17 protein-coding genes are annotated in these 22,919 nt (G+C 52.6%); all 17 read left to right on the top strand.

Annotated elements, in window-relative coordinates:
- Positions 1 to 145: 145 nt before the first annotated feature.
- Positions 146 to 2,761, top strand: a complete 2,616-nt coding sequence (locus H522_RS0112580) for an exo-rhamnogalacturonan lyase family protein (protein WP_081412124.1) — start codon at positions 146 to 148, stop codon at positions 2,759 to 2,761.
- A gap of 55 nt (positions 2,762 to 2,816) precedes the next feature.
- Positions 2,817 to 4,190 carry a cadherin-like beta sandwich domain-containing protein gene (locus tag H522_RS19245; protein WP_035453809.1) on the top strand — a complete coding sequence of 458 codons (1,374 nt, stop codon included), beginning with the start codon at positions 2,817 to 2,819 and terminating at the stop codon, positions 4,188 to 4,190.
- Positions 4,153 to 5,712, top strand: coding sequence for a polysaccharide lyase family protein (locus H522_RS19240; protein WP_051344236.1), 1,560 nt, complete (start codon positions 4,153 to 4,155; stop codon positions 5,710 to 5,712). The genes H522_RS19245 and H522_RS19240 overlap by 38 nt, the downstream gene beginning before the upstream one ends.
- 90 nt (positions 5,713 to 5,802) lie before the next feature.
- Entirely contained in the window at positions 5,803 to 6,486 is a 684-nt protein-coding gene (locus H522_RS0112570) for a rhamnogalacturonan acetylesterase (protein WP_026962595.1), read from the top strand.
- Between the two features lie 32 nt (positions 6,487 to 6,518).
- Entirely contained in the window at positions 6,519 to 7,814 is a 1,296-nt protein-coding gene (locus H522_RS19235) for a hypothetical protein (RefSeq protein WP_051344235.1), read from the top strand.
- 255 nt (positions 7,815 to 8,069) lie between these two features.
- On the top strand, positions 8,070 to 9,029 hold the full coding sequence (locus H522_RS0112560; RefSeq protein ID WP_035453806.1) for an ABC transporter permease: 960 nt from the start codon (positions 8,070 to 8,072) through the stop codon (positions 9,027 to 9,029).
- Positions 9,030 to 9,052: 23 nt separating this feature from the next.
- On the top strand, positions 9,053 to 9,937 hold the full coding sequence (locus tag H522_RS0112555; protein WP_026962593.1) for a carbohydrate ABC transporter permease: 885 nt from the start codon (positions 9,053 to 9,055) through the stop codon (positions 9,935 to 9,937).
- 89 nt (positions 9,938 to 10,026) lie between these two features.
- Positions 10,027 to 11,568, top strand: coding sequence for an extracellular solute-binding protein (locus H522_RS0112550; RefSeq protein WP_026962592.1), 1,542 nt, complete (start codon positions 10,027 to 10,029; stop codon positions 11,566 to 11,568).
- A 170-nt stretch (positions 11,569 to 11,738) separates the two neighbouring features.
- Complete coding sequence (locus H522_RS0112545) at positions 11,739 to 15,044, top strand: hypothetical protein (RefSeq protein WP_026962591.1); 3,306 nt, start codon at positions 11,739 to 11,741, stop codon at positions 15,042 to 15,044.
- 81 nt (positions 15,045 to 15,125) lie between these two features.
- Positions 15,126 to 16,418: a Gfo/Idh/MocA family oxidoreductase gene (locus H522_RS0112540; RefSeq protein ID WP_026962590.1), complete on the top strand. Its 1,293-nt coding sequence runs from the start codon at positions 15,126 to 15,128 to the stop codon at positions 16,416 to 16,418.
- 54 nt (positions 16,419 to 16,472) lie between these two features.
- On the top strand, positions 16,473 to 17,543 hold the full coding sequence (locus H522_RS0112535) for a Gfo/Idh/MocA family protein (RefSeq protein WP_026962589.1): 1,071 nt from the start codon (positions 16,473 to 16,475) through the stop codon (positions 17,541 to 17,543).
- Positions 17,540 to 17,863: an L-rhamnose mutarotase gene (locus H522_RS19230; RefSeq protein ID WP_051344234.1), complete on the top strand. Its 324-nt coding sequence runs from the start codon at positions 17,540 to 17,542 to the stop codon at positions 17,861 to 17,863. Before H522_RS0112535 ends, H522_RS19230 begins: the two co-directional genes overlap by 4 nt.
- A 3-nt stretch (positions 17,864 to 17,866) precedes the next feature.
- The gene (locus tag H522_RS21160) at positions 17,867 to 18,676 is read left to right on the top strand and encodes an alpha/beta hydrolase fold domain-containing protein (RefSeq protein WP_081412113.1); all 810 of its coding nucleotides are present in this window, start codon (positions 17,867 to 17,869) and stop codon (positions 18,674 to 18,676) included.
- A gap of 555 nt (positions 18,677 to 19,231) precedes the next feature.
- Positions 19,232 to 20,749 carry an ABC transporter substrate-binding protein gene (locus tag H522_RS0112520; RefSeq protein ID WP_026962587.1) on the top strand — a complete coding sequence of 506 codons (1,518 nt, stop codon included), beginning with the start codon at positions 19,232 to 19,234 and terminating at the stop codon, positions 20,747 to 20,749.
- An 83-nt stretch (positions 20,750 to 20,832) separates the two neighbouring features.
- A complete protein-coding gene (locus tag H522_RS19225) occupies positions 20,833 to 21,774 on the top strand; it encodes a carbohydrate ABC transporter permease (RefSeq protein WP_051344233.1) in 942 nt (313 codons plus the stop codon).
- Positions 21,775 to 21,792: 18 nt separating this feature from the next.
- A complete protein-coding gene (locus H522_RS0112510; RefSeq protein ID WP_026962586.1) occupies positions 21,793 to 22,596 on the top strand; it encodes a carbohydrate ABC transporter permease in 804 nt (267 codons plus the stop codon).
- An 82-nt stretch (positions 22,597 to 22,678) separates the two neighbouring features.
- The coding region (locus H522_RS0112505; RefSeq protein ID WP_026962585.1) for an IS110 family transposase at positions 22,679 to 22,919 on the top strand (241 nt) is incomplete at its 3' end.

The raw sequence follows: 22,919 nt of genomic DNA, 5'->3' as shown, positions 1-22,919 counted from the left end.
CAGAATCCCTGGGCTATCGCCCGGCCTAAACGGTCGCCACCGGCGACCAGGCCCAGTGCGCATTTTGGGCTGGCTTCCTTGCACTGCTCGGGTCTTACCTGACCCCTTTCCGGACACGCATTTAAAGACTGGGGGTGACGAATTGGTGAGTCAAGTGGTTTCGCTGCGTTGGTTGGAACATAAACCAGACATTCCTGTAGGCGTGACTTGGGGGGTGCCCTGGCCACGGGGTTCATTGCAAAGTGTCGACCGGGTCGCATTGCGGACCGAATCCGGCCAACACCTGATGGTCCAGAGTTGGCCAACCGCGTTTTGGCCGGATGGGAGTATCAAGTGGACGGGGCACGCGGCGGTTATTCAACCGGATGCATCGGTTACATATCGATTATCGGCGGCTGCGTTGCCTGCGGACCGGATGGAGTCTGTGGACCGGATCGAACAGGGGGAGTCGCGCCTGCGCGTGACGCAAACCGACGAATATGTTCTGGTGGACGCAGGTCGAACACGCCTGTACCTCAACCGGCGCGGAACCGAGGTCGTACGCAGCATTGAACGGAGCGGCGAACTCGTCTGTACGGGAGGACAACTCGTCTGTATCCGTGAAACACGCGAGTGTGATTCGGTTCTACAGGTTCGCCGGGAAGAGCCGTACATCGGCACGATTAAGCAGGTCACGGTCGAACAAGCTGGACCGATTCGTGCCGTCGTCCGGGTCGATGGGGTGCACACATCGAGAGCAACGGGTCAGGAGTGGTTGCCGTTTTGTGTGCGATTTTACGTTTACCAGGACATCCCGAGTGTACGGGTGATTCATACCTTCCTATATGACGGTGAGGCGGATCGCGACTTTATCAAGGGAATCGGTATGGTCCTTTCTTTGTCCCTGAAAGGAAAACCGTACAACCGTCACATTCGGTTTGTCGGCGACGATGGAGTCTTTTCGGAGGCGTCACGCCTTTTGACGACAAGGCAGTTTGCGAACTATGACGGCCTTTACGAGAAGCAAATTCAAGGGGTTCCACTCGTGCTCGACGGGAAGGATGGCATAGCCGACGCGGATTTTCTGCGGGCTGTCGACGATGCGGCTATCTGGAACGACTTTAAAATGTTTCAGGACTCGCCAGACCATTACCTCATTCAAAAAAGAACCTCGGACGCATGTGCTTGGATTCATGCCGCACACGGGGGGCGCTCTCAGGGGGTGGTTTATGCGGGAGGGGAAACAGGGGGACTTGCGCTCGGGATACGCCACTTCTGGCGAAAGTATCCAAAATCCATCGAGGTGCACGGACTATCGACCGATTCGGTGCGGATGACCGCGTGGCTGTGGGCTCCCGATGCGCCCGCCATGGATCTCCGGCATTACGACACAACCACGCACATGGTCTCTGCTTACGAAGGCTTCAACGAGTTACGGTCAACTCCTTTTGGGATTGCGAATACGGGCGAGATCAATCTGTGGTTGTTCGAGTCGACTCCTCCCAAGGATACATTGCTCACGGTAGCTCGAGAAACGGAAACGCCGTCCCTGCTGGTGTGTAGCCCAGATTACTACCATGCCACCAAGGTATTTGGTGTATGGAGCTTGCGCGACGAAACCACCAAGGCACGCGCCTGGCTCGAAGCTCAACTCGACAAGGCCTTTGCGTTTTATCACCACGAGGTCGAACAGCGTCGGTGGTATGGCTTTTGGGACTACGGGGACGTGATGCACACGTACGACCCTGTTCGCCACACGTGGCGGTACGATATGGGCGGGTTTGCCTGGCAAAACACAGAGTTGGTCCCGAATCTGTGGCTTTGGTACATGTTTTTGCGATCCGGTCGGGCAGATGTGTTTCGTTTCGCGGAGGCGATGACTCGCCATACCAGTGAAGTCGACGTATACCATATCGGTCCCTACGCGGGCCTGGGTTCTCGGCACAACGTTGTCCACTGGGGATGTGGCTGTAAAGAGGCTCGCATCAGTATGGCTGGCCTACATCGATTTTACTATTATCTCACTTCGGACGAGCGGATCGGCGACATTTTGGATGAAGTGAAAGACGCGGACTACGCTACGGCACGTCTTGATCCGATGCGAGAATACTTTCCACCCGCACCCGAGTTCCCGACCCATACACGGAGTGGGCCCGACTGGGCCGCGTTTTGCTCGAATTGGTTGACCCGCTGGGAACGTTACCAGGACACCACGTACCGAGACAAAATCCTGCGTGGAATACAGTGTCTCAAGCAGATGCCGTTTCGTCTCTGTTCCGGGCCGACGTTTGGCTATAATCCTGAGACCGGAGACTTATACCACCTGGGAGACGACAACTATGACTACCACATGGTGGTCGCCTTTGGGGCTACCGAAACATGGATGGAACTGATGGATCTAATCGATGACCCGGATTGGGTCGACATGTTAGTTGAGTTTGCCGAGTTTTCGATCTTGGATGAGGCAGGGAAGCGGGAACGCAGTCATGGGAAAATCACGAACCATCGGTGGAATCTCCCCATGTTCTATGCGCGCTTGGTGGCATTGGCTGCGTCGCGAAAAGGAGGTGAGGCCCTGGCCAAGAAAGCATGGGAGCTTATTCTGCAACAACGGGGACGCGGTGTTCGGTTGCCGCTTTCAGCCGCGCCGATTCCTGAGCGGGACTGGATCCGTCCAATAGAAGAAATCTCCTGGCTGTCTACGAATTCCATCTCCCAGTGGTCGCTGAGCGTCATCGAATGCCTCGAGCTTATCGGAGAACACATTCCAGACATAGGGTAATACCTCCTAGGGGAAAGGTGAAACTCACCATGCGCGTGGAGGTGCTGTTAATAGGATGGATGATCGTTCGATGAAAAAGGGGAATGGACGCCTAAGGGCGGCGGGACTGTCTGGGGCGGTGTGTTTGACCACGGCGCTGGCCCTGATTCCTGGAACGAACGGGCTTGCGCTTGCGAAGGCCAACGCGCAAGCTCCGGATACCCACTTATCTGGACTGACGCTGGAAGGCATCACGTCTTCTGGAGGGGTCAAGGTGTTGACGGATCAACCCTTTCGTTCCGATGATGTAGGGTATACCGTGACCGTTCCGAGTGATGTCCAGTCGGTTGTCGCAAAGCCAACCGTTTCGGATCCCAACCAAGTGTCGATTGTGGTTAACGGCGCCACCGTGGCAAATGGTCAGCCGTCGGCTCCCGTCTCAGTGGCCTCAGGGGGGACCAACACGTTCGGGATTTCCGTCGTTTCGAAAAAGCCGTTTGCCAGTCATTCCTATGTTTTCACCGTGTATCGTGAGAAGTCAACGGATCACCTGTTACACAGCCTGAGTATCCAAGGAGCAACCCTGGGCACTGATTTTTCACCGAGAACACTGTCTTATTCAACCAGTGTCGATTACAACCAGACCAGCATTCAGCTGACAGCCAGCCCTGTGTCAGCTTCCGACGTGGTCACCATCAACGGTCAGCAAGTCGACGGCAGTGGTATGGTCAAGGTTCCGTTACAGGAAGGCCAGAATACAATTCCCATCAAAGTGTCTTCGGGTGGCCCGGGGCAGGACAGTACGACTTATCAGCTATCCGTTTATCGTGCTACCCATGATCAATTACAAAATTTAACCACGAATAGTGGGGTACCCGTTCGCCCCTTTTCACCAATGGAGTCCACCTACGAGGTCGACGTGTCCAAAGACACCACACAGATTCAACTCACACCGACCGCATTTACACCGAATGAGGCATCGATTACCGTCGATGGACAGCTGATTGCAAGTGGCCAAGCCTCGCAACCCTTATCTCTCAAACCCGGCATGAACACGTTTCATGTCAACGTGAACGGGAAGACCGATTACAGCGTGCTTGTCTATCGTGATCCTGGGGATGGGAATGTCCATCTGATTGATAACGAGAACACGGTGACCATTCGAAATGGGAAAATCAGTGCGACCTTTGATAAGACTTCTTCCGTCTTGACAGAGCTGCATATTCCCGGGCAACGCGACGTACTTGGTTCAGGATATGGATACTTTTTCTTAAATCCCTCTTATGTAGATGACCAAGGTAAGTCTCACACGCTCAGTTGGAGCCCCGGGCGGGGTGATGCAAACTTCCATATCGCAAAACAAAGCGCTGACATGACGGACATTTACTTCACGTTTGATACGGGAAGCGCGAATGACCAACCTTCAAAGATGGGGGCCGTTCGAATATGAGCTTCACTTTGTTTTTCGAAAGGGAGAAGCCGGATTCTATCCGTACATTATCGCGCGAATGCCGCAAAACGCCAATGAATTGACCCCTGGTCAAACCGACTGGAGTGTCGGGCAGGTTCGGTGGTCAATTCGTAGCGATCCCTCATTGTTCACATATGTTCAAAACGAAGGGGAAGCGCCGGACAAACTGCCACGTCCGGATCAGGTCACCGCACGCTATCAAGTGATGGATGCTACGTATCGACAGCCGGACGGAAGTGCGTATACGAAATACCAAGATGCGATTAGTGAAGCGAATACGCACGTGTTCGGGTTGGTTGGTTCGGAATACGGGCTCTGGTTTATCAAGGGTGGGAACGATTATACGAACGGACTTCCTACCGCAAGGGAAATCGGGGCCCACCAAACCGACACGACCCCCATTGTCAACTGGGCGCCGGAAGCTGCGCACTACGGACGAGACACAGCACAACCTTCCCCAGGCTGGTCGCACATTTGGGGACCTATCTTCGTGTATCTGAACCATGGGGATAACATGAGTGACATCTACCAGGATGCGCTTCAGCGAGCCCATTTAGATGAACAAGCATGGCCTTATAAATGGTTGGCCGATCCGATTTACGAGGCCAACAGCAGGGGCACTGTATCCGGAAAGCTGACCATCACCGGAAAGGTTCCGCAAGGCGGAGCGACAGTTATCTTGGCCGCACCAGGTGGAGATTGGCAGCATCAAAGTTTAGGGTACGTCTACTACGCCAAGACGGACGCGTCGGGGAATTTCTCTATCCCACACGTACGCCCAGGCATGTATACGCTGTATGCCTATCAAAAAGGAATCTATCAAGAGTACCAGCAGGATGGCATCCAGGTAAGTTCGAATAAGGCTACGGACGTAGGAAACATTGTCTGGAAGCAAAAATCGGAAGGGAAACTATTATGGCAGATTGGCACCCCGGACCGCTCCGCGGACGAGTTCTTGCATGGTAATGAGTATCGCAAATGGGGTTTGTGGCTGCGCTACCCGTTCGAGTTTCCAAATGGCGTGAATTATTATGTAGGAAAGAGCAATCCAGCTACTGATTGGAATTATGTTCAGCCGCTGAACAAGACTCCGGGAGCACCCTTCAATCTATTGGCTCCCTTCAGCAACGATCCGGCTGTGTGGACGATTCATTTCAATACACCTCGTATCCCCAAGGATACGCACGGCTCGTTGACGATTGCCATCGCGGCGGAACGGGCGCCGGATGTTGACATTGTCCTAAATGGAACGAAGCTCTATGAGTACAAGACCAGCGCTTCCGACTCGGCGATGCCGCGCCTGGGTATTTCCGGAAATAACTACACGGTCTTGCAAATTCCGTTTGATACGTCGCTCCTGAAGAGTGACTCAGACAATGTGTTGTCGCTTGTTCCGGCCCAGTCGTTGTTGAATCAACAAGGGCAGAGAATCACCGACTACTATTCGTCGATCATGTACGACGCCTTGAAAATGGAATTGGTCCCGGACGCGAGGAAATGACTCTCTATTCATTTCGCTGACGACAAACTGGGTGTCACCCCAGGGGTGGCACCATTTTGTCATGCAGACTCTATCTGAGGATGTGTTCCTATGTCGAAAACGAGCACGGACAGAATTCGGGTATTTTTGGCGGGCGATTCTACGGTTCAGACCTACGAGAAAGATTTCGCCCCACAGGCCGGCTGGGGACAATTTATCGACAGGTACTTCGATGAAAAGGTTGTGTTTTTCAATCATGCCATTGGTGGGAGGAGCTCGAAAACCTTTGTCGAGGAGGGTCGGCTGGACGATATTCTGCGTCAATTGGCTGCCGGAGATTATCTCTTTATCCAGATGGGCCACAACGATTCGACCGTTAGTAAACCAGAACGCTATACCGAACCGTTCACAACCTATAAACGGTACCTGAAGATGTATGTCGATGGGGCTCGACGGAAACATGCCTATCCGATACTGATTACCCCCGTCGGGCGACTGCACTACGATTCCGGTTGCTATATCAACGATTTTCCGGATTATTGCGAGGCGATGAAACAACTCGCAAGGGACGAAAATGTGCCCCTCATTGATTTAATGACGAAAAGTCTCGTGTGCTTTGCGGAACTCGGTTACGACGAGGCTCACACATGGTTCATGGCCTCTATAACGGGTTCGGACTTTACCCACTTCACGGAAAAAGGCGCGTATCAGGTTGCGAGGTTAGTTGCGCAGGGAGTCCAGGACCTGAATATTGACCTTTCGTCACACGTCGTCACCCTAGTTGGGACGGAATAGGACAAAACCTCAACTTGAGGAGGAATCGGAGAATGTCACAGGAAAAGGATGTCCAGACTGCTCGGCTGCTCAAAGTCATCGACATCAGTCGAGCTGGGCTTCGAAACAAGATGCTTGTCGGCGATTTAGACGCGGACGGACGTATGGAGTTATTGATGGTTCAACCGAATGGAGGGATTGATGATCGGTTTGTACCGCATCAAGTGCAATGTCTCACGGCGTTTGATTTAGATGGCCAGATGCTGTGGCAGGTCGGCGAACCGGATGAACATTGTGGCGGACCCGGCTCCGACTACCCGGCACAGATTTATGATATCGACGGCGATGGATTCAACGAAGTAATTTGTGTGATGAACGACCAGTTCCATATTATCGATGGGCCGAATGGGGCGATCAAAGCAACTTATCCTCTTCCAGAACCGGAGGCTCATGACTGTATCATCATCGCCAATCTGACGGGCAATGATGCCGCCAAAGAAATTCTTGTGAAGAATCGTTATACCACCATGTGGGCCTTGGACAACGAGTTTCGTGTCTTATGGAAGCATGAGGGGAACGTCGGCCACTTTCCTTGGGTCTACGACTTCGATGGCGATGGGCGAGACGAGATTATAGCTGGATATGATTTCCTCAACGCAGACGGCAAGACCTTGTGGTCGAGTAAAAATCTACGCGAACATGCCGATTGTATCTGGGTGGGTGACGTTGATGGGAACGATGATATGGAGATAGTCATCGGCGGAAGTGTTACCGTCATGTACAACCAGAACGGCGAGGAGCTGTGGCGATATGAGGGGTCCATCGAATCGCAGCACGTAGCCATCGGAAAGTTCCGAACCGATATCCCCGGGTTACAAATTGCGGGTGTCGACCGAATTCGACGGCATCCGGTCGACGGACTTGACGCGATATTCTTACTCGACGCGAAGGGTCAGGAAGTGTGGAAAGAACAACGGACGACAAACGGGTGGCTTACGATCATCGAAACCATACAAGGATGGGATGATAGTGAATGCGATTACATTCTGGCCTATCGTCGTGGTGGAGGAATTATGCCCACCATATATGATGGGTACCTTCGGCCCGTCGTGACATTTCCTGTGGATGGATACGTTGTACACGCGGACCTCATGAACACTGGCAGAGAAAGCGTGATTATCTATACCGATAGCGAAGCTTATATCTTTGCCAGCAGGCCGATCGATCTAACCAAACCGGATCATAGAGCGAGTATTCCACAAAGTAAGAGGTTGTATAGTTCGACTCTCTATCCGGGCGGAGAGTATGGCGGCTCCCTAGAACAGATTACCAAAGACCGTAACGAATAAAACCGTGTGCCTAAGACGTACAAGAACAAAAAAATAAACAAACAAAAACACGTAAACGGGATTGAAAACGCATCCCTAGTTCGACTATAATAGAGTCAACTTCGAAGTGATAAAATATTTACTCCTTATCGAATTAGGTGTTCGACCAATTCGTTATCCACGCGGTTCCCTTCGTTTAGTACGAATTTATCCAAGCCAGTGCGGTAAAAATGGTCTTGTTCTGGGTGGATAGGACGTAAGGCGGGTGGTTCAAAAATGTCCACGGAAGTACAAAGGGGTACACTGTCTTCGGACATTGTAATCCCAAAAAGAAAGTCCATTTTATCGAAACTGTGGCGAGATAGGTATTTGTATGTTTTATTGTTGCCGGGTTTGGTCTATTTTCTTGTGTTTAAATATGTACCTATGTGGGGCGTGCTCCTGGCGTTTAAGGATTATCAACCGTTTCTCGGGTTTTTCCGCAGCCCGTGGGTAGGATTGCAAAACTTCCAGGTATTCTTCGAAAACCCAGACTTCTTACGATTGATGCGAAATACGCTCATACTCTCGTTGCTCAATATCGTGTTTTTCTTTCCGGCCCCGATTGTTCTTGCGCTCATGTTAAACGAAATCAGAAAGTCCTTTTACAAAAGGACCATACAGACGATTGTCTACTTACCCCATTTTATGTCTATGGTGATCATCGCGAGTATTACCTATGTCTTTCTGACTACAGATGGTGGACTCGTAAACCAGTTGTTACAGCAAACAACCGGGCATCAAATCCCCTTTCTGACGAGTGAAGCTTGGTTTCGTCCGATGATTACGCTCCAGACCATTTGGAAGGAAACCGGATGGGGCACAATCTTGTTCCTTGCGGCCTTAGCTGGGGTCGATACTCAGCTCTATGAAGCCGCTGTCATTGACGGTGCGGGCAGGTGGAGGCAAATGTGGCACGTAACTCTGCCGGCCATCCGACCGGTGATCATCGTCTTACTGATCTTGCGGATGGGCTCAGTCCTGGATAATGGGTTTGAGCAGATTTATCTGATGACGAATTCCTTGAACCGAAGTGTCGCCGATGTCTATGACACCTATGTCTACTTTGTCGGAATCACGCAAGGCTCCTTCAGCTACAGCACGGCTGTCGGTCTCTTTAAGTCGGTCGTGGGCGCTGTGTTAATATTCGCCAGCAACTGGATCGCCAAGAAATCTGGACAAGGCGGGATATTCTAGGGGAAAGGACTGAGGTGCGACAGATGAAGTTATACAACTCGACCGCCGGTCGGATCTTTGATGTGTTCAACTATGTGTTTCTAGGGTTCGTATCAGCCATCACACTCATTCCCTTCATTTATGTCTTGGCTGGTTCCTTTGCAAGTAACGAAGAACTGAGTCAGCAATACCTGGTCTTCATACCGAAACACATTACTTTTTCTGCATATCAATTTATCTTTTCGACGCCCACATTACTCCATTCCATCTGGATCTCGGTCTACATCACAGTGGTGGGTACACTCGTTAACCTCTTTTGCACCACCACAATGGCGTACGCGTTATCACGAAGGCAGTTAGCAGGGCGAAACATCATCTTGAATTTGGTGATCTTTTCAATGGTGTTTAGTGGAGGCATGATTCCGACGTACCTCGTCGTCAAGAACCTCGGCTTGCTCAATTCGTTATGGTCCATGATCCTTCCGGTCGCGATTTCGGCCTTCAACTTGATTATTGTAAAAAAGTTCTTTGAGGAGTTGCCTCCGGGTCTGGTAGAGGCGGCCAGTATCGACGGGTGTTCAGATATTGGTGTTTTCTGGCGGATTGCGCTCCCGTTATCGAAGCCCATGTTGGCTACGTTTGCGTTGTTCTATGCGGTCGGCCACTGGGATGATTTCATGAATGCCTTGCTCTATCTGAATGATTCCACCAAATGGCCGTTGCAGTTATTGCTTCAGCAAATTGTCATGCAGTCCCAAGAACAGAGTTTGGCCAACCCGAATTTGGTGGGTACGACATTCGTTCAGCCACCGAGTCAAACTATCAAGATGGCCGTCATTGTTATCAGCATGCTGCCTGTCGTCTTGGTGTATCCGTGGTTGCAAAAGTATTTTGTCAAAGGGGTTTTGATTGGCGCCATTAAGGAATGATTGCTGCGAAACCTAGAGGCGAAAGCACTCTGTGGGTTTCGTCGCGATAGATGCAATTGGTTATGTCTATGAATCCAGGGGGGAATAACGTGAAAAGAAAGTCGTGGGTAACAAAGGTTTCGTTACTGGCGGCGTGTTCGGCTCCACTGTGGGTGCTTGCAGGGTGTGGGGGCGCGAGTAACACGGGTAATAATAATGCCTCATCTACGAGTTCGACAGACACATCCAGCAAAGGTCCCTTTCACATCACCATCATGACGGATGGATTCCAGACCACAGAGCCGACACCGAGTAGCCCGGTGTGGAAAGCTATCGAGAAACTCACCAACACAAAAATGACGATTAATTGGGTTCCAAATACCAACTACGATGATAAACTGAACATTGCCTTAGCGTCTGGGAATCTACCCGATCTAGTCTTGGTGGACTCGATAACATCGAGCATTGTCAAGGCCGCGAATGCGGGCGAATTCTGGGATCTCGGACCCTACCTCAAGGATTATCCAAACCTGAGCAAGGCGAATCCGATTGCACTCCAAAGCAGCTCGATTAACGGAAAGACCTATGGCATCTATCGGTCCCGACCATTAGGAAGAATGGCTATCATTTACCGTAAGGACTGGCTCAAGAATGTTGGCCTTCCGACACCGAAAACGGTGCAAGATTTCTACAATATGCTGTATGCGTTCACATATAAAGACCCTGATAAAGATGGGAAAAACGACACCTACGGTATGGTTGTGACGCAATACCCGGGGCCATGGCAGGCTATGGAGCCGTGGTTCGGAGTGCCGAATCAGTGGGGATTGAAAAACGGAAAACTGATTCCAGCTGCAGAGACCCCGGAGTATCTGAACGCGTTAAACTTTTTCCGCAAGATATATAAAGAAAAATTGGTGAATTCCGATTTCGCCGTGATGCCGCCGGACGACTGGAATAAACCCTTTGAGCAGGGTAAGGCGGGCGTGATCGTGGACGTGGCGGATCGCGCAGATCAGATCGTGAAAGAAGACCCCAGTTTAAAAGGAAAGATCGGCGAGATAGGTGCCATCGAGGGGCCGGACGGGAAACCGAAGACGCTATCGACATCTGGGTTTGCGGGTATGTATGTCATCCCGAAGACCAGTGTCAAGACGGTCGCGGAGCTGAAAAAGGTTCTCTCCTTCCTGGATAAACTCGATTCGAAAGAGGGACAAACCCTTCTCGATGATGGCGTGGAAGGCGTGAATTACAAAGTCGTCAACGGCTACGCCGTGCCTCTGCACCCGAACGATCCGAAGTATGCTGCGATGCTCAATGACCTCAATCAACTCGGTGTGTATATCCCAGAGGATGATGCGCTCACTCCGCCTATCGATGATACGAAGAAGATGGTGCTTGCAACCGAGAAATCGAATTTGAAATATCTCGTAGCGAATCCGGCGGCTGGGTACTTTTCTCCGACATACGCGCAGCAAGGAACCCAGTTGGACAACATCTTGAGTGACGCCATGACGAAGTACATCGTCGGGCAAACGAATGAGGCAGGGCTCAAGGCTGCATTGGCCCTCTGGAAAAAGAGTGGAGGAGACCAAGTTGTCAAAGAGATCAATGCAGCGTACGCGAAAGACCACAATAAAGGCCCACAATAAGTGATTAACGGAGTTATGAGATGGGGTGCTCGCGAACCACGGGCACCCTTACGAACTGGCACATTACGCCTGGTCATCGTCATGGGGTTTGGGATCCCGGCTGCCAAGACCGCCGCTCGGCATGGAAGCAGAGGTACCATTTGGGTGCGTTCGCAAAGGAAGTGACTGGTGTGGATGAGAAGCTAATTAAGGACCCGCCGATGGAGTACCGAATTCACCCCTTTTGGTTTTGGAATGGGGTCATGGATCCCGACGAGATCGAGCGTCAAATCCAGGAAATGTACGACAAGGGCATTGGCGGATTTTTTATCTGTCCTCGGCAGGGCTTATCGATTCCATACCTTTCAAACACCTGGTTTGAAAGGGTTCGGCATGCGATTGAAGTCGCGGCCCGGTACGACTTGCACGTTTGGTTGTATGACGAGTACCCATACCCGAGTGGCGTGGCGGGCGGAGAGGTGCTCTTAGAGCACCCCGAGGCCAAACACTGCTACCTGGAACACAAAAGTGCGTTGATAGAGTCATCACAAGAGGTCACGATGGATCTGCCGTGGGGACGCGTTTTGTTTGCGCAAGCAACGCCTATCGTTGGGGGCCGGCGATTGTGGGAAATGTCGATAGACCTCAATCCCTTTATCGGGAACATCCAAATCGAATCCATTTACCAGGAAACAGGTTTAACTTCCTATAATCATAAGCGTTTTTTTACGTATAACCCAATTAAGAGACTCGAATGGTCAGCACCTGAAGGCAGGTGGGAAATTAACGCCTTTATTGAAGTTGAAATTAAGGATTTTAAGTACTACGGAACCTTCGTCGATCCCGGTAACGATGAGGCAGTGGAAACCTTTCTTCGCTTAACCCACGAACGTTATCGACAGGAAATTGGAGAGTACTTTGGTAACGTTGTGAAGGGGGTATTTACGGACGAAATCGGGTTTCTCGGCCATTTCCCTTGGTCACGTCAGCTTTCAACGTGGAGGTTCGACGATATTCCGGTACATAATCATTTAGTTGCCCTCACGCATTCGGATTACAAAGACGCGGCTAAGATTCGTTATCGCTATTTTTCCGGTTTAGACCATGTGATTCGCGAGACATATCATCGAAAAGTGAGAGAGTGGTGTGATCGGAATGGGCTGCAATATGTGGCTGAGGTACCTTCGCTGCGGATGACGACGCAACGATACAGTCATATCGTAGGGTGTGATAGCGCGCATGAGAAAGTTGGACGTTCACTGGACTGGATTATTAAACACTACTACGCAAATCTGCGTTCGAATCCAAAGATGGCAAGTTCTTTAGCGAGGCAGCTTGACCGGCCCAGGGCACTGGTCGAGTGTTTTCACAGCGTTGGCTGGTCGATGACCATGTTCGATGCGAAGTGGATGATCGATCGACTTGTCGCAATGGGTATCAACTTCTTTAACTTCCACGCGTTTTTTTATACCTTGGACGGATTACGAAAGCACGATGCCCCGCCTTCACAGTTTTATCAAGCCCCCTACTGGAAGCACTTTCGTCATCTCGGGGATTATGTGGGTCGTCTCGCCTATCTGATGTCGATGGGGGAGAGTACTGCCGATATCGCGTTGCTTGACCCGACCACGAGTTTATGGACGCATATGGGAAACCCGCTACATGGCTTTCGATACATGGGAAAGGACGACGACGAACAACGGTTTCTGGAACGCTTAAAATCGGATTGGTTGAACATCGGCGAGGAGTTATTGTTGAGCCATCGGCCGTTCGATCACCTCGATCCGGAGTTCCTGACCACAGCCACCGTTGAAGACGGTTGTCTTCGCATCGGGTCTGCCATGTATCGAGCCTTAATCCTGCCGCCAATGACGAATATCGAGTCCAGCGCCTGGAGTGTCCTAAAGCAGTTCCTCGACAAGGGTGGCATCGTCCTGAGTGTTGGCTTGCTTCCGTTTGAAGCCATTGAAGAGGACAGCCCGACGGAGACTGAGATTTTAGAGACATTCGGGGTAAAGGCGTCTACCCTACCTGCGTATCTCGATGGTACAGACGTGGCCCCGGGACACGAGCAGGAACGGTATTTTAAAGGGAACAAACAAGCGTACTTTGTACCGGTGCAACGTGCAAGCGATGGGAATTCGAACGAGGTGGATTCCGGAACTGCGGTAGTCGACCTGCTCAACGCGCTGCTTCCCCCGGCCATCCATTTTGTCCCTGCCTCCGCGGGGCGTACGTGTCTGATGAATGTTCGGTACCTTGAAACAAAGAAATCGTACCTTGTCTTTCTCACCAATCAAGAACAGCACCCTGTGTGCGGAACGTTATTTGTGAGCAGCGGTCTACTTGACGATGGTGAGGCTTGCGAATGTGGATTTACCCGTATTCATGTAGAGAACGCAACAACCACGCGCTTGGATGGACAACGACGCGAGAACGGCAAATGGGGACTTGACCTCACACTCGGTTCGTTTGAATCCGCGCTCATTGAGGTTTCCCTGGCAGACCCAGGCAGCTTAGTTGACGGCCAGTTCACGCAAACAGCCGGTCACGTAGTTACGGTGGATTTGAGCGGAGACTGGACGGTGCAACCTGAGAACCTGAATGTAGCACGATTCGATCAATTTGTATTCGAGCTGTTAGCTCCCTCAGACTGCGAGAACGCGCGGATTCCGAGGCAGGTGAACGTCAAGACGTTCATCGAACAGATGAAAGAGATCCTCTCCGAGAAAGGAATTCGCTTCACAGGGGAGTTTGGCGTTCCGGCGAAAATAGGCATCGCCTACCCGGTAAGCTGCAGATATACCGTGAATTTTGACGTGCGGAAGGTTCCGGCCGTGTGTCGGTTGGTTATGGACCAGGATGCGATTTCTGGGCACGCGGTCATCACAGTCAATGGGCAAGCGCTCGACCGCGCCGGGTTTACTCCCTACTTTGTCTATGACCACGCCAACATAGGGTGCGACATCACGGAACACCTCTTCGTTGGTCGGAACACACTGTGTATCCAAGTCGACCTAACCAATGACGGAGACGGATTGCGCGATGCACTGTATTTGGTGGGGGACTTTGGGGTCTATTTGGACAACGAGGGCATCATCCTGGATGAACTTCTGCGTCAGCTGCCGTGGTCCCAGGGCCCATGGTCAGGATTCCCGTTCTACGCAGGCACGCTGAGATTTCGTCGTGATGTGGATGTACCGAGGATCCCGAACGGCAAGTGGTTTGACCTCGAGCTGTCAAATTTGGGAACGGGATTTGCGGATTGCCTTGAGGTGTTGGTGAACGGTAAGTCCTTGGGTGTAAAGGCTTGGCCTCCGTATCGATGGAAGGTACCCGCTGAATGGGTCAGGCCGAATGAAAGGAATGAGATTGAACTCAGGGTTTCCAACACCTTGAGCGGGGTTTTAGACGGATCGTACTTTGATTTTGCGACTCATGCCATTTGCTCCGTAGGGGGCAAAGATGGAATTGGCAGAGTAGTAAAGGGAAAATAGGATGAAAAGCAAATAAACAAACCTAAAATAGTGATATAATACAACAAAAACGAAACTTTGGACCACCGGGAGGCTTGTACAATGCGGGAGAAAACACGATACGCCATCGTCGGTACAGGTGGACGCTCGGAATTGTATTACAGCGCCTTGTCCACGACATATTCGGATTACGCGGAACTGGTCGCGTTCTGTGACCTCAATCAGACCAGAATGGACTACGCCAATGAGTTGTTGCAAACCAAATATAACTATAAACCTGTGAACACGTACAAACCGGACCAATTCGACGAGATGGTGAGGCAGGAGCGCCCAGACGTCGTGATCGTGACGAGTATCGACCGCACACACCACCGGTACATCATCCGGGCCATGGAATGCGGATGTGACGTCATCACGGAAAAGCCGATGACCGTCGATGAGGTCAAGTGTCAGCAGATTCTCGATGCCGTGAAGCGAACTGGCAAGAACCTGCGCGTGACTTTCAACTACCGGTACGCCCCGCACAACACAAAGATCAAAGAGCTGCTGATGAATGGGGTCATCGGGGATGTGTACTCCGTGCACTTCGAGTGGTTGCTCAATACGCAGCACGGAGCAGACTATTTCCGTCGCTGGCACAGGGATAAGCGCAACAGCGGCGGACTGCTCGTGCACAAGGCGACTCACCACTTTGACCTGGTGAACTTTTGGCTCGCCTCCCGGCCGAAGACTGTGTTCGCGATGGGGGACCTGATGTTTTACGGACGGGAGAATGCAGAAGAACGCGGTGTGACTCAATTTTATCAACGGGCGTATGGAAGTCAGGTTGCCAAGAACGATCCGTTCGCGCTCCACCTGGAAGACAATGAACACTTGAAACGGATGTATCTGGATGCGGAACATGAGGATGGATACCAGAGAGACCAAAGTGTATTCGGAGATGGCATCAGCATTGAGGACACCATGGGGGTGATGGTTCGCTACGAGAACCAGGCGATTCTGACGTATTCCTTGAACGCCTACCTGCCTTGGGAAGGGTTTAACATCGCTTTCAACGGGTCCAAGGGGCGTCTCGAGGCCAAGATTGTGGAGCAGTCGTACGTGAATTCCGGTGGGGAGAAAGCGGCTGAAGGCGCGGTCAAGGGCATCCACATCTGGGTCTATCCACACTTTCAGCCGGCGTACAAGGTGCCGGTGGAAATGGGACAGGGCGGACACGGTGGTGGTGACGCTCGACTCCTCGCCGACCTGTTTGCCCCTGAAAAAGAGTTCGATCCGTACCATCGAGCGGCTTCCCACGTCGATGGGGCTATGTCCATTTTAACGGGTATCGCGGGGAACATCTCGATGCGTACGGGGCAGCCGGTCAAGGTGAAGGACTTGGTTCAGTTTTAGAGGTTGTCCGAACAGGTACGTGAGTCATCCAACTTTATCAAAAGGAAGAGTGACATGGATAAACTGCGCTTCGGGCTAATCGGTTGCGGTGGGATAAGTAGAATTCATTCGCGTGAATTATTGAACCTGGATGAGGCGGAGCTCGTCGCGGTCGCGGATAAATCCCCTGCCTCTGCGCAGCAGTTGGGTGAGTCTCTAAACGTGGATTGGTACAGCGATCATCGGGACCTGCTCGCGCGCGATGACATTGACGTGGTCAACATCCTGACGCCAAGCGGGACACACGCTGAGCTAGTGGAACTGGCAGCTCGGCATGGGAAACACGTGATTGTCGAAAAGCCGCTGGACGTGCACTTGGCGCCCGCCGAGCGTGCCATCGCTGCCTGCCGCGGCGCGGGGGTAAAACTCGCGGTCATTTCCCAGCACCGGTTCGATCAATCGACGATGCGCGTGAAGGAGGATATGGCGACCGGTAAGTTGGGGGCTCCCGTATTGGCGCAAGCGACGGTTCATTGGTTTCGCGGACAATCCTACTACACCCGCAGTCCTGGCGCAGGCACCTGGGCCATGGACGGTGGCGGGGTCCTGATGATTCAGGCACTCCATACCATCGACATCATGCAGCACATCATGGGGCCGGTTGAGAGCGTGATGGGCCATACCGGAACCTTCACGCACGACGGGATTGAAGTCGAAGACACGGCGGTTGCTATCCTCACGTTCAAAAATGGGGCGCTGGGGACCATCAGTGCCACAACCAGCGCGTATCCGGGCCTTGATACGAGACTCGAGGTTATTGGTGAACAAGGAAGCGCGGTGATTCGAAACCATATCCTGACGCGCCTTTATTACCGCGAGCCCGGAGCCGCCGAGGGCATGTTCGGCAGTCCAGCCGACAACCAGGCACCCGAGTGGACCGAGAACGAGGGCAACGCCCATCGCCGCCAGTTCCTCGACATGATTAACGCGATTCGGGAGGACAGAGAGCCGCTCGTCAACGGCGAGGAGTCTCTCCATGTCTTAAAAGTCATACTGGCCATCTACGAGTCTGCGCGGACGGGGAAGCGAGTCTACGTGGAAAGCATCACCGAGACTCCGGTATATGTAAGGAGGGGAGAAGATTGATAGAACGTAGAGCCTTTAAGCTGCGGATTCGAGAGGGAACGCAAGACGAATACGTTCGTCGTCATAAGGCCGTTTATGAAGATTTGCTGCAAACGTTTCAAGACCTTGGAATCAAGACGTACAGCATCTTTATGGACGGCCACACGCTGTACGCGTACATGGAGGTTGCGGACTTCGATGCCGTCATGAAAGCCCTTGATGAAGACCCGGCCAACATTCGCTGGCAAAAGTATATGGCCGATATTCTGATTGCCGATGCGGATGGCAAGACGATGGAACTCCTGCCGGAAGTCCTTCCATTTCCCGAACAGCGAGGATAAAGGATGTTCATGAAACTTTGGGACAATGAACCTTTGGCACAGGACGAAAACAATTCGGGATGCCCGACGATGGCGCCGTACTTACCGGATCGTTCAGGCCCCTTTCCGGCAATCATTGTGCTGCCTGGTGGGGGATACCGGCACCGAGCGTCGCATGAGGGGGATCCGGTGTGTCGGTGGTTGAACAGCATCGGGATTGCCGCTTTCTTGTTGAATTATCGAGTGAGTCCATACTCTCACCCGACTTCCCTCTTGGATGCGAAGCGTTCGGCGCGAATGGTAAGGGCTTACGCTCGCGACTGGAACGTTGACGTCAATCGCGTGGGAGTGCTTGGTTTTTCGGCGGGAGGACATCTTGCGGCCACCTTGGCTGCGTACGCCGATGATGGGGATTCGACTTCGGCGGATGCCGTAGAGCGTGAGTCGTGCAGACCGAACCTGATGATTTTATGCTACCCCGTCATCACGATGGGCGATTTCACGCACACAGGAAGCCGCCTGGCGCTCCTCGGGACTCGATGTGATGACTCGCAGTTGCAAATGGAGCTGTCCATTGAAAGACAGGTGAACAAAGACACTCCACCTGCGTTTATATGGCATACGGTGGATGACCCAGGTGTTCCTGTGGAGAACAGTCTAGCATTGGCAATGGCTCTGCGAAGAAACGGCATCCCGTTCGAGTTACATCTCTTCGAACACGGTGCACATGGACTTGGACTGGCAGAAAATCATCCCGAGGTTCGCGTTTGGCGTTCACTCTGTGAGGCTTGGCTCCGTAACCGGGGTTTCCTTGCGGATCCTGCACAGGTGTGAGATTCAAGTACCGGTCGTGGAAAAAGCGGATGCCGTCCACACCGGCCAAACGACGCGCCATCGTCGCGAAGCGCGGGTGGAATGAGTATTTGGCCATACCCCCATGGTCGCGCCAGGTGTTCACCCTTTGATTGAGGACACGGTAGTACAGTCCGCCGGCGACGTCCGTTTGGACCGATTTGCTGCTCGCATCCTGCATGACCTCATCCAAGTATCCACGCAATTCCTCTAACTCATCCGACGATAGAACGCCGTTCACCTGAACAAAGCCATTGGCTTGGTAGAAGTCGACGTGTTCCTGCGTCAGCAACTCCTCCAACTCTCCCACCCCCTGAAACGAGAATATGAAAAAACCGAGTAATCATTCGTCCTCAATCACAATAAAAAATGTGATAAGGGCAAATAAACAGACGAAGGACCTCGGGCGTCACACGGAGAGGGTTTTGGCTTTCAAGTGGGTTTTCGCGTCTTTGTTTCTTTGTTCAGGAAGTGAGAGAGGAGAATGCACATGTGTGGACGGCTGTACCGAGTCGGAAGCCGAAGGGGGTTCGTGCGATGAAGAATTGCAAGAAGGATTGGACGAAGGGCTTAGCGGTGGTCGCCACCATTGCCGCGACTGGCATGGCCGTGGCTGGGTGCGGCTCAAGCAACACATCAGCCAGCACTACGAAAGGTGGTAAATTCCAGGGCACCATCACTATGTATGCAGGTACCTATGGCCCTCCAGACACGCAGAACCAAGTGAAGGGTGTGAGTCTCATTCCGGCTACCGAGCTGAAAAAGCTCGCAGCGGAGTACGAGAAGAGCCATCCGGGCATCAAAATCAACTTCATTCACGCACTGCCGGCCGGGCAGGACTATGATACCTGGGTGCGCACCAAAGCAGCCGGTGGCCAACTTCCGGACATCATCTGGGAACAGTGGTACTACGCCAACACCGCGCTTCCCAAAGGGACGCTGCTGGACTTGAGCAGCTATCTGAACAAGCCCGATCCGTACGTCACCGGAAAGAACTGGGGCGACGTCCTCAACAAACAGATCATGTCGGAGACAAAGTCTCCGGACGGTGGGACGTACATCATCAACGGCGACTACGTCGGGCAAGGTGTGTACTACAACAAAGACGCCTTTGCGAAAGCCGGTATCACGAAGCTACCAACGCGGTGGTCGGAATTCATCGAGGATTGCAAGAAACTTAAGGCGGCTGGATACATTCCGTTTGCTTGGGATTCTGCGTCTACACCCACTGGCATTGACCGCCTGACTTGGCTTTCGCGTTTGTTCTACACGAATTTTTATGCGAATCAGTGGGATGAGCTGCGCTACACGGGCAACGCGGCCATCACCGACGAGGACCAGGTGATTGCCATTAAAAAAGGCGTGATTGGTCCCAAGAGCAAGAAGTGGATGGCGATGTGGCCACTAATCAAGGAATTCTCAAAATACTGGAAACCTGACTTCACGGGTGGAGACTCAAACGGCAACGGCCCCATGCTGGCGTTTCTGACTGGCAAGGTTGGAATGTACTTCGACGGCTCTTGGGCCGCACGGCAGATCGACAGCGCGAAGTCGAAGTTCCGCTGGGGGACATTCCCAGATCCGTACCCGGACAAGGCGACGAGTCCGTACGCCACCAACTTTAACTCGTCGCCGGCGGTCGGCGGACCTAGTTCCGCATTCCAGTATGGCATTGCATCACCCAAGGCGGACAACACGATGACGCCGGCGAAGGAGAAGGCCTGTGTCGACTGGTTGGAGTACATCACCACGCCGCAACACGATCAAGCGATTGTCAACCAGCTCGGCGAGTTTATACCAACCGTCGTCGGGACCAAACCAGTCGCTTCGCTCAAAAATCTGGCCGACTTGGTGAATCAGCCGCTTGAAAGCGTATTCGGTGGCATCAACCTCACCGCGGACGAGCAGAATGCCATCTTCCGGGCGTACCAGAGCTACATCCTGGGGCAGACGTCACTCGCCGACTTCGCCCAGGTTGCTGGACAGCAGATGGACAAGGCCGCAAATGACCTGATTTCCAGGAACAACTGGGATTTGTCAAAGTACCTCAAGTAGTCCGTTCATTGATGCATCCTTTCGGGGCTTGCCAGACCTGGCCGGTGTACCCTAAGTGGTTCTCGAGACAAGGGGGTGACTCCGTGGATAAGGTGGAAGTCCTGCCAACCAGTGTGGAGGTGCCGTCCAAGCAGCGCAGCAAGCTGCGTTACAACTGGAAGTCTGGCTATGGAATGCTCATTCCATCGTTTGCACTGCTGTTGTTGTTCATGTACTACCCAGCCGTGGTGGCGCTTGTCTTTTCGTTCAGCAACTGGGACGGGTTCAACCCTCCCCAGTTTACGGGCCTGCAAAACTACATCCAGGTGCTCGGCGACAAGGTGTTCTGGATCTCGATGGAACACCTCGGCATCTGGACTGTGCTATCCACCATTATCACGCTCCTGGTGCCGCTCATCGTCGCGGTCCTGATTTTTCACCTGAAGAGCAAGCGGGCCCAGTACATCTATCGCGTGCTGTTCGTGATACCGATGGTTGTTCCCGGGGTTGTAGGGCTGATGGTGTGGAGCTTCATGTACGATCCGACGGTCGGCGTCATCAACGCGCTGTTGAAATCGCTCGGTCTGCAGAGCTGGATCCAAAACTGGCTGGGCAACCCGCACATCGCGCTGTACTCGCTGATTTTTGTCGGATTTCCATTCGTTGTGCCGTTCAATCTGCTGATTTACTTCGCGGGTCTGCAGAACATCCCGGAGAGTGTGTTTGAAGCGGCGAGGCTGGACGGCGTCGGCAGGTTGCGGCGGTTTGTGCAACTGGAAGTTCCGCTCGTGCTCGGTCAGTTGAAGCTGTTGATGATTCTGACCATCATTCAGCTTCTGCAGAATGTGATGATGCCGCTCATCATGACCAACGGCGGCCCCGGCTACTCCACATACGTTCCTGGTTTGTACATGTACTTCCAGGCTTTCCAGAACGGTCAGTTCGGTCTCGGCATGGCTGTGGCCACGATTATCTTCGTGATTGTGCTGGCGCTGACGTGGGTCCAAATCAAGTACATTCGTCCGAGTACGGAGTACGAGGCGTAGGGAGGGAGAGCGGACTGGATGCTGAGGACGCTGCGTAGGGAGTGGATCAGTCACCTGATTTTGATTGTGCTGGTCTTCTTGTCCCTCTATCCGTTTATTTACATGGTGCTCACGTCGTTCAAGACCAATGGGCAGTTTTACAGCAACTTGTTCGGGATCTCGTTCCCTTTGCACTTTGAGAATTACGCCGCAGCCTGGGGCGCCATCAGCAAGAATATCTTGAACTCCGTGTATATCTCCGTGATCAGCGTCGTCATCATCACCATTACCAGCACGCTGGCGGGCTATTCGTTTGCTCGCCTGCGCTTTCGCTTCAAAGGGTTTCTGTACATGTCCGTGCTGGCGCTGCTGATGGTCCCGGGACTGTTGACCTTAATCCCATTGTTTCTCGAGATCAAACGGTTCGGGTTGCTCAATTCGTACTGGGGGTTGATTTTGGCTTACGCAGCCGGGGCGCAGGCGTTCACCGTGTTCGTGTTCCGGCAGACCTTCGCATCATTGGAAGAGGAGTTGTTCGAAGCGGCGCGCATTGATGGCTGCTCGGAGCTGCGGGCGTTTTGGCAGATTGCGCTGCCACTTTCCAAGGCGATTCTAGGAACGATGGCGATTTGGAACCTGCTCTCCATTTGGAACGACTACATGCTGCCGCTCGTCGTGTTGAGCAGCCCGAGTAAGTTCCCTATCACCGTGGGACTGATTCAGTTTCAGAGCCAGTTCGTCTCCCAGACCTTGTACGGCCCGATGTTCGCGGGCTACACCATCGCTTCACTGCCCTTGCTCGTTCTCTTCCTCTTCACCATGAGCAGTCCTGTAACGAAGTAATTTGAGGTTTGCGGCATGAAAAAACCTCCTGGTATCGTGGTAGTTGCCCAAACCAACCATCGACCAGGAGGGTGAAGCAACAATGGCTAAGAATGTGAACGCCAAGATTCAGCGCATCACGGAGGGGACTCTCATCGTCGGTATCGATATCGCCAAACACACGCACGTCGCACGTTGCGTGGATTGGCGAGGCATCGAACTGGGCAAGCCCCTCGCCTTCGAGAATACCATCTCTGGATTCGAAGGTCTAGAGCAGTGGCTAGCGGCACTCAAACATTCTCTTGCCAAAGGCGATGTCATGGTCGGTATGGAACCAACAGGGC

The sequence above is a fragment of the Alicyclobacillus herbarius DSM 13609 genome (assembly GCF_000430585.1).
Lineage (GTDB): Bacteria > Bacillota > Bacilli > Alicyclobacillales > Alicyclobacillaceae > Alicyclobacillus_G > Alicyclobacillus_G herbarius.
Note: the sequence above shows the minus strand (reverse complement) of the source record. Positions and strands in the feature narration are given on the sequence as shown.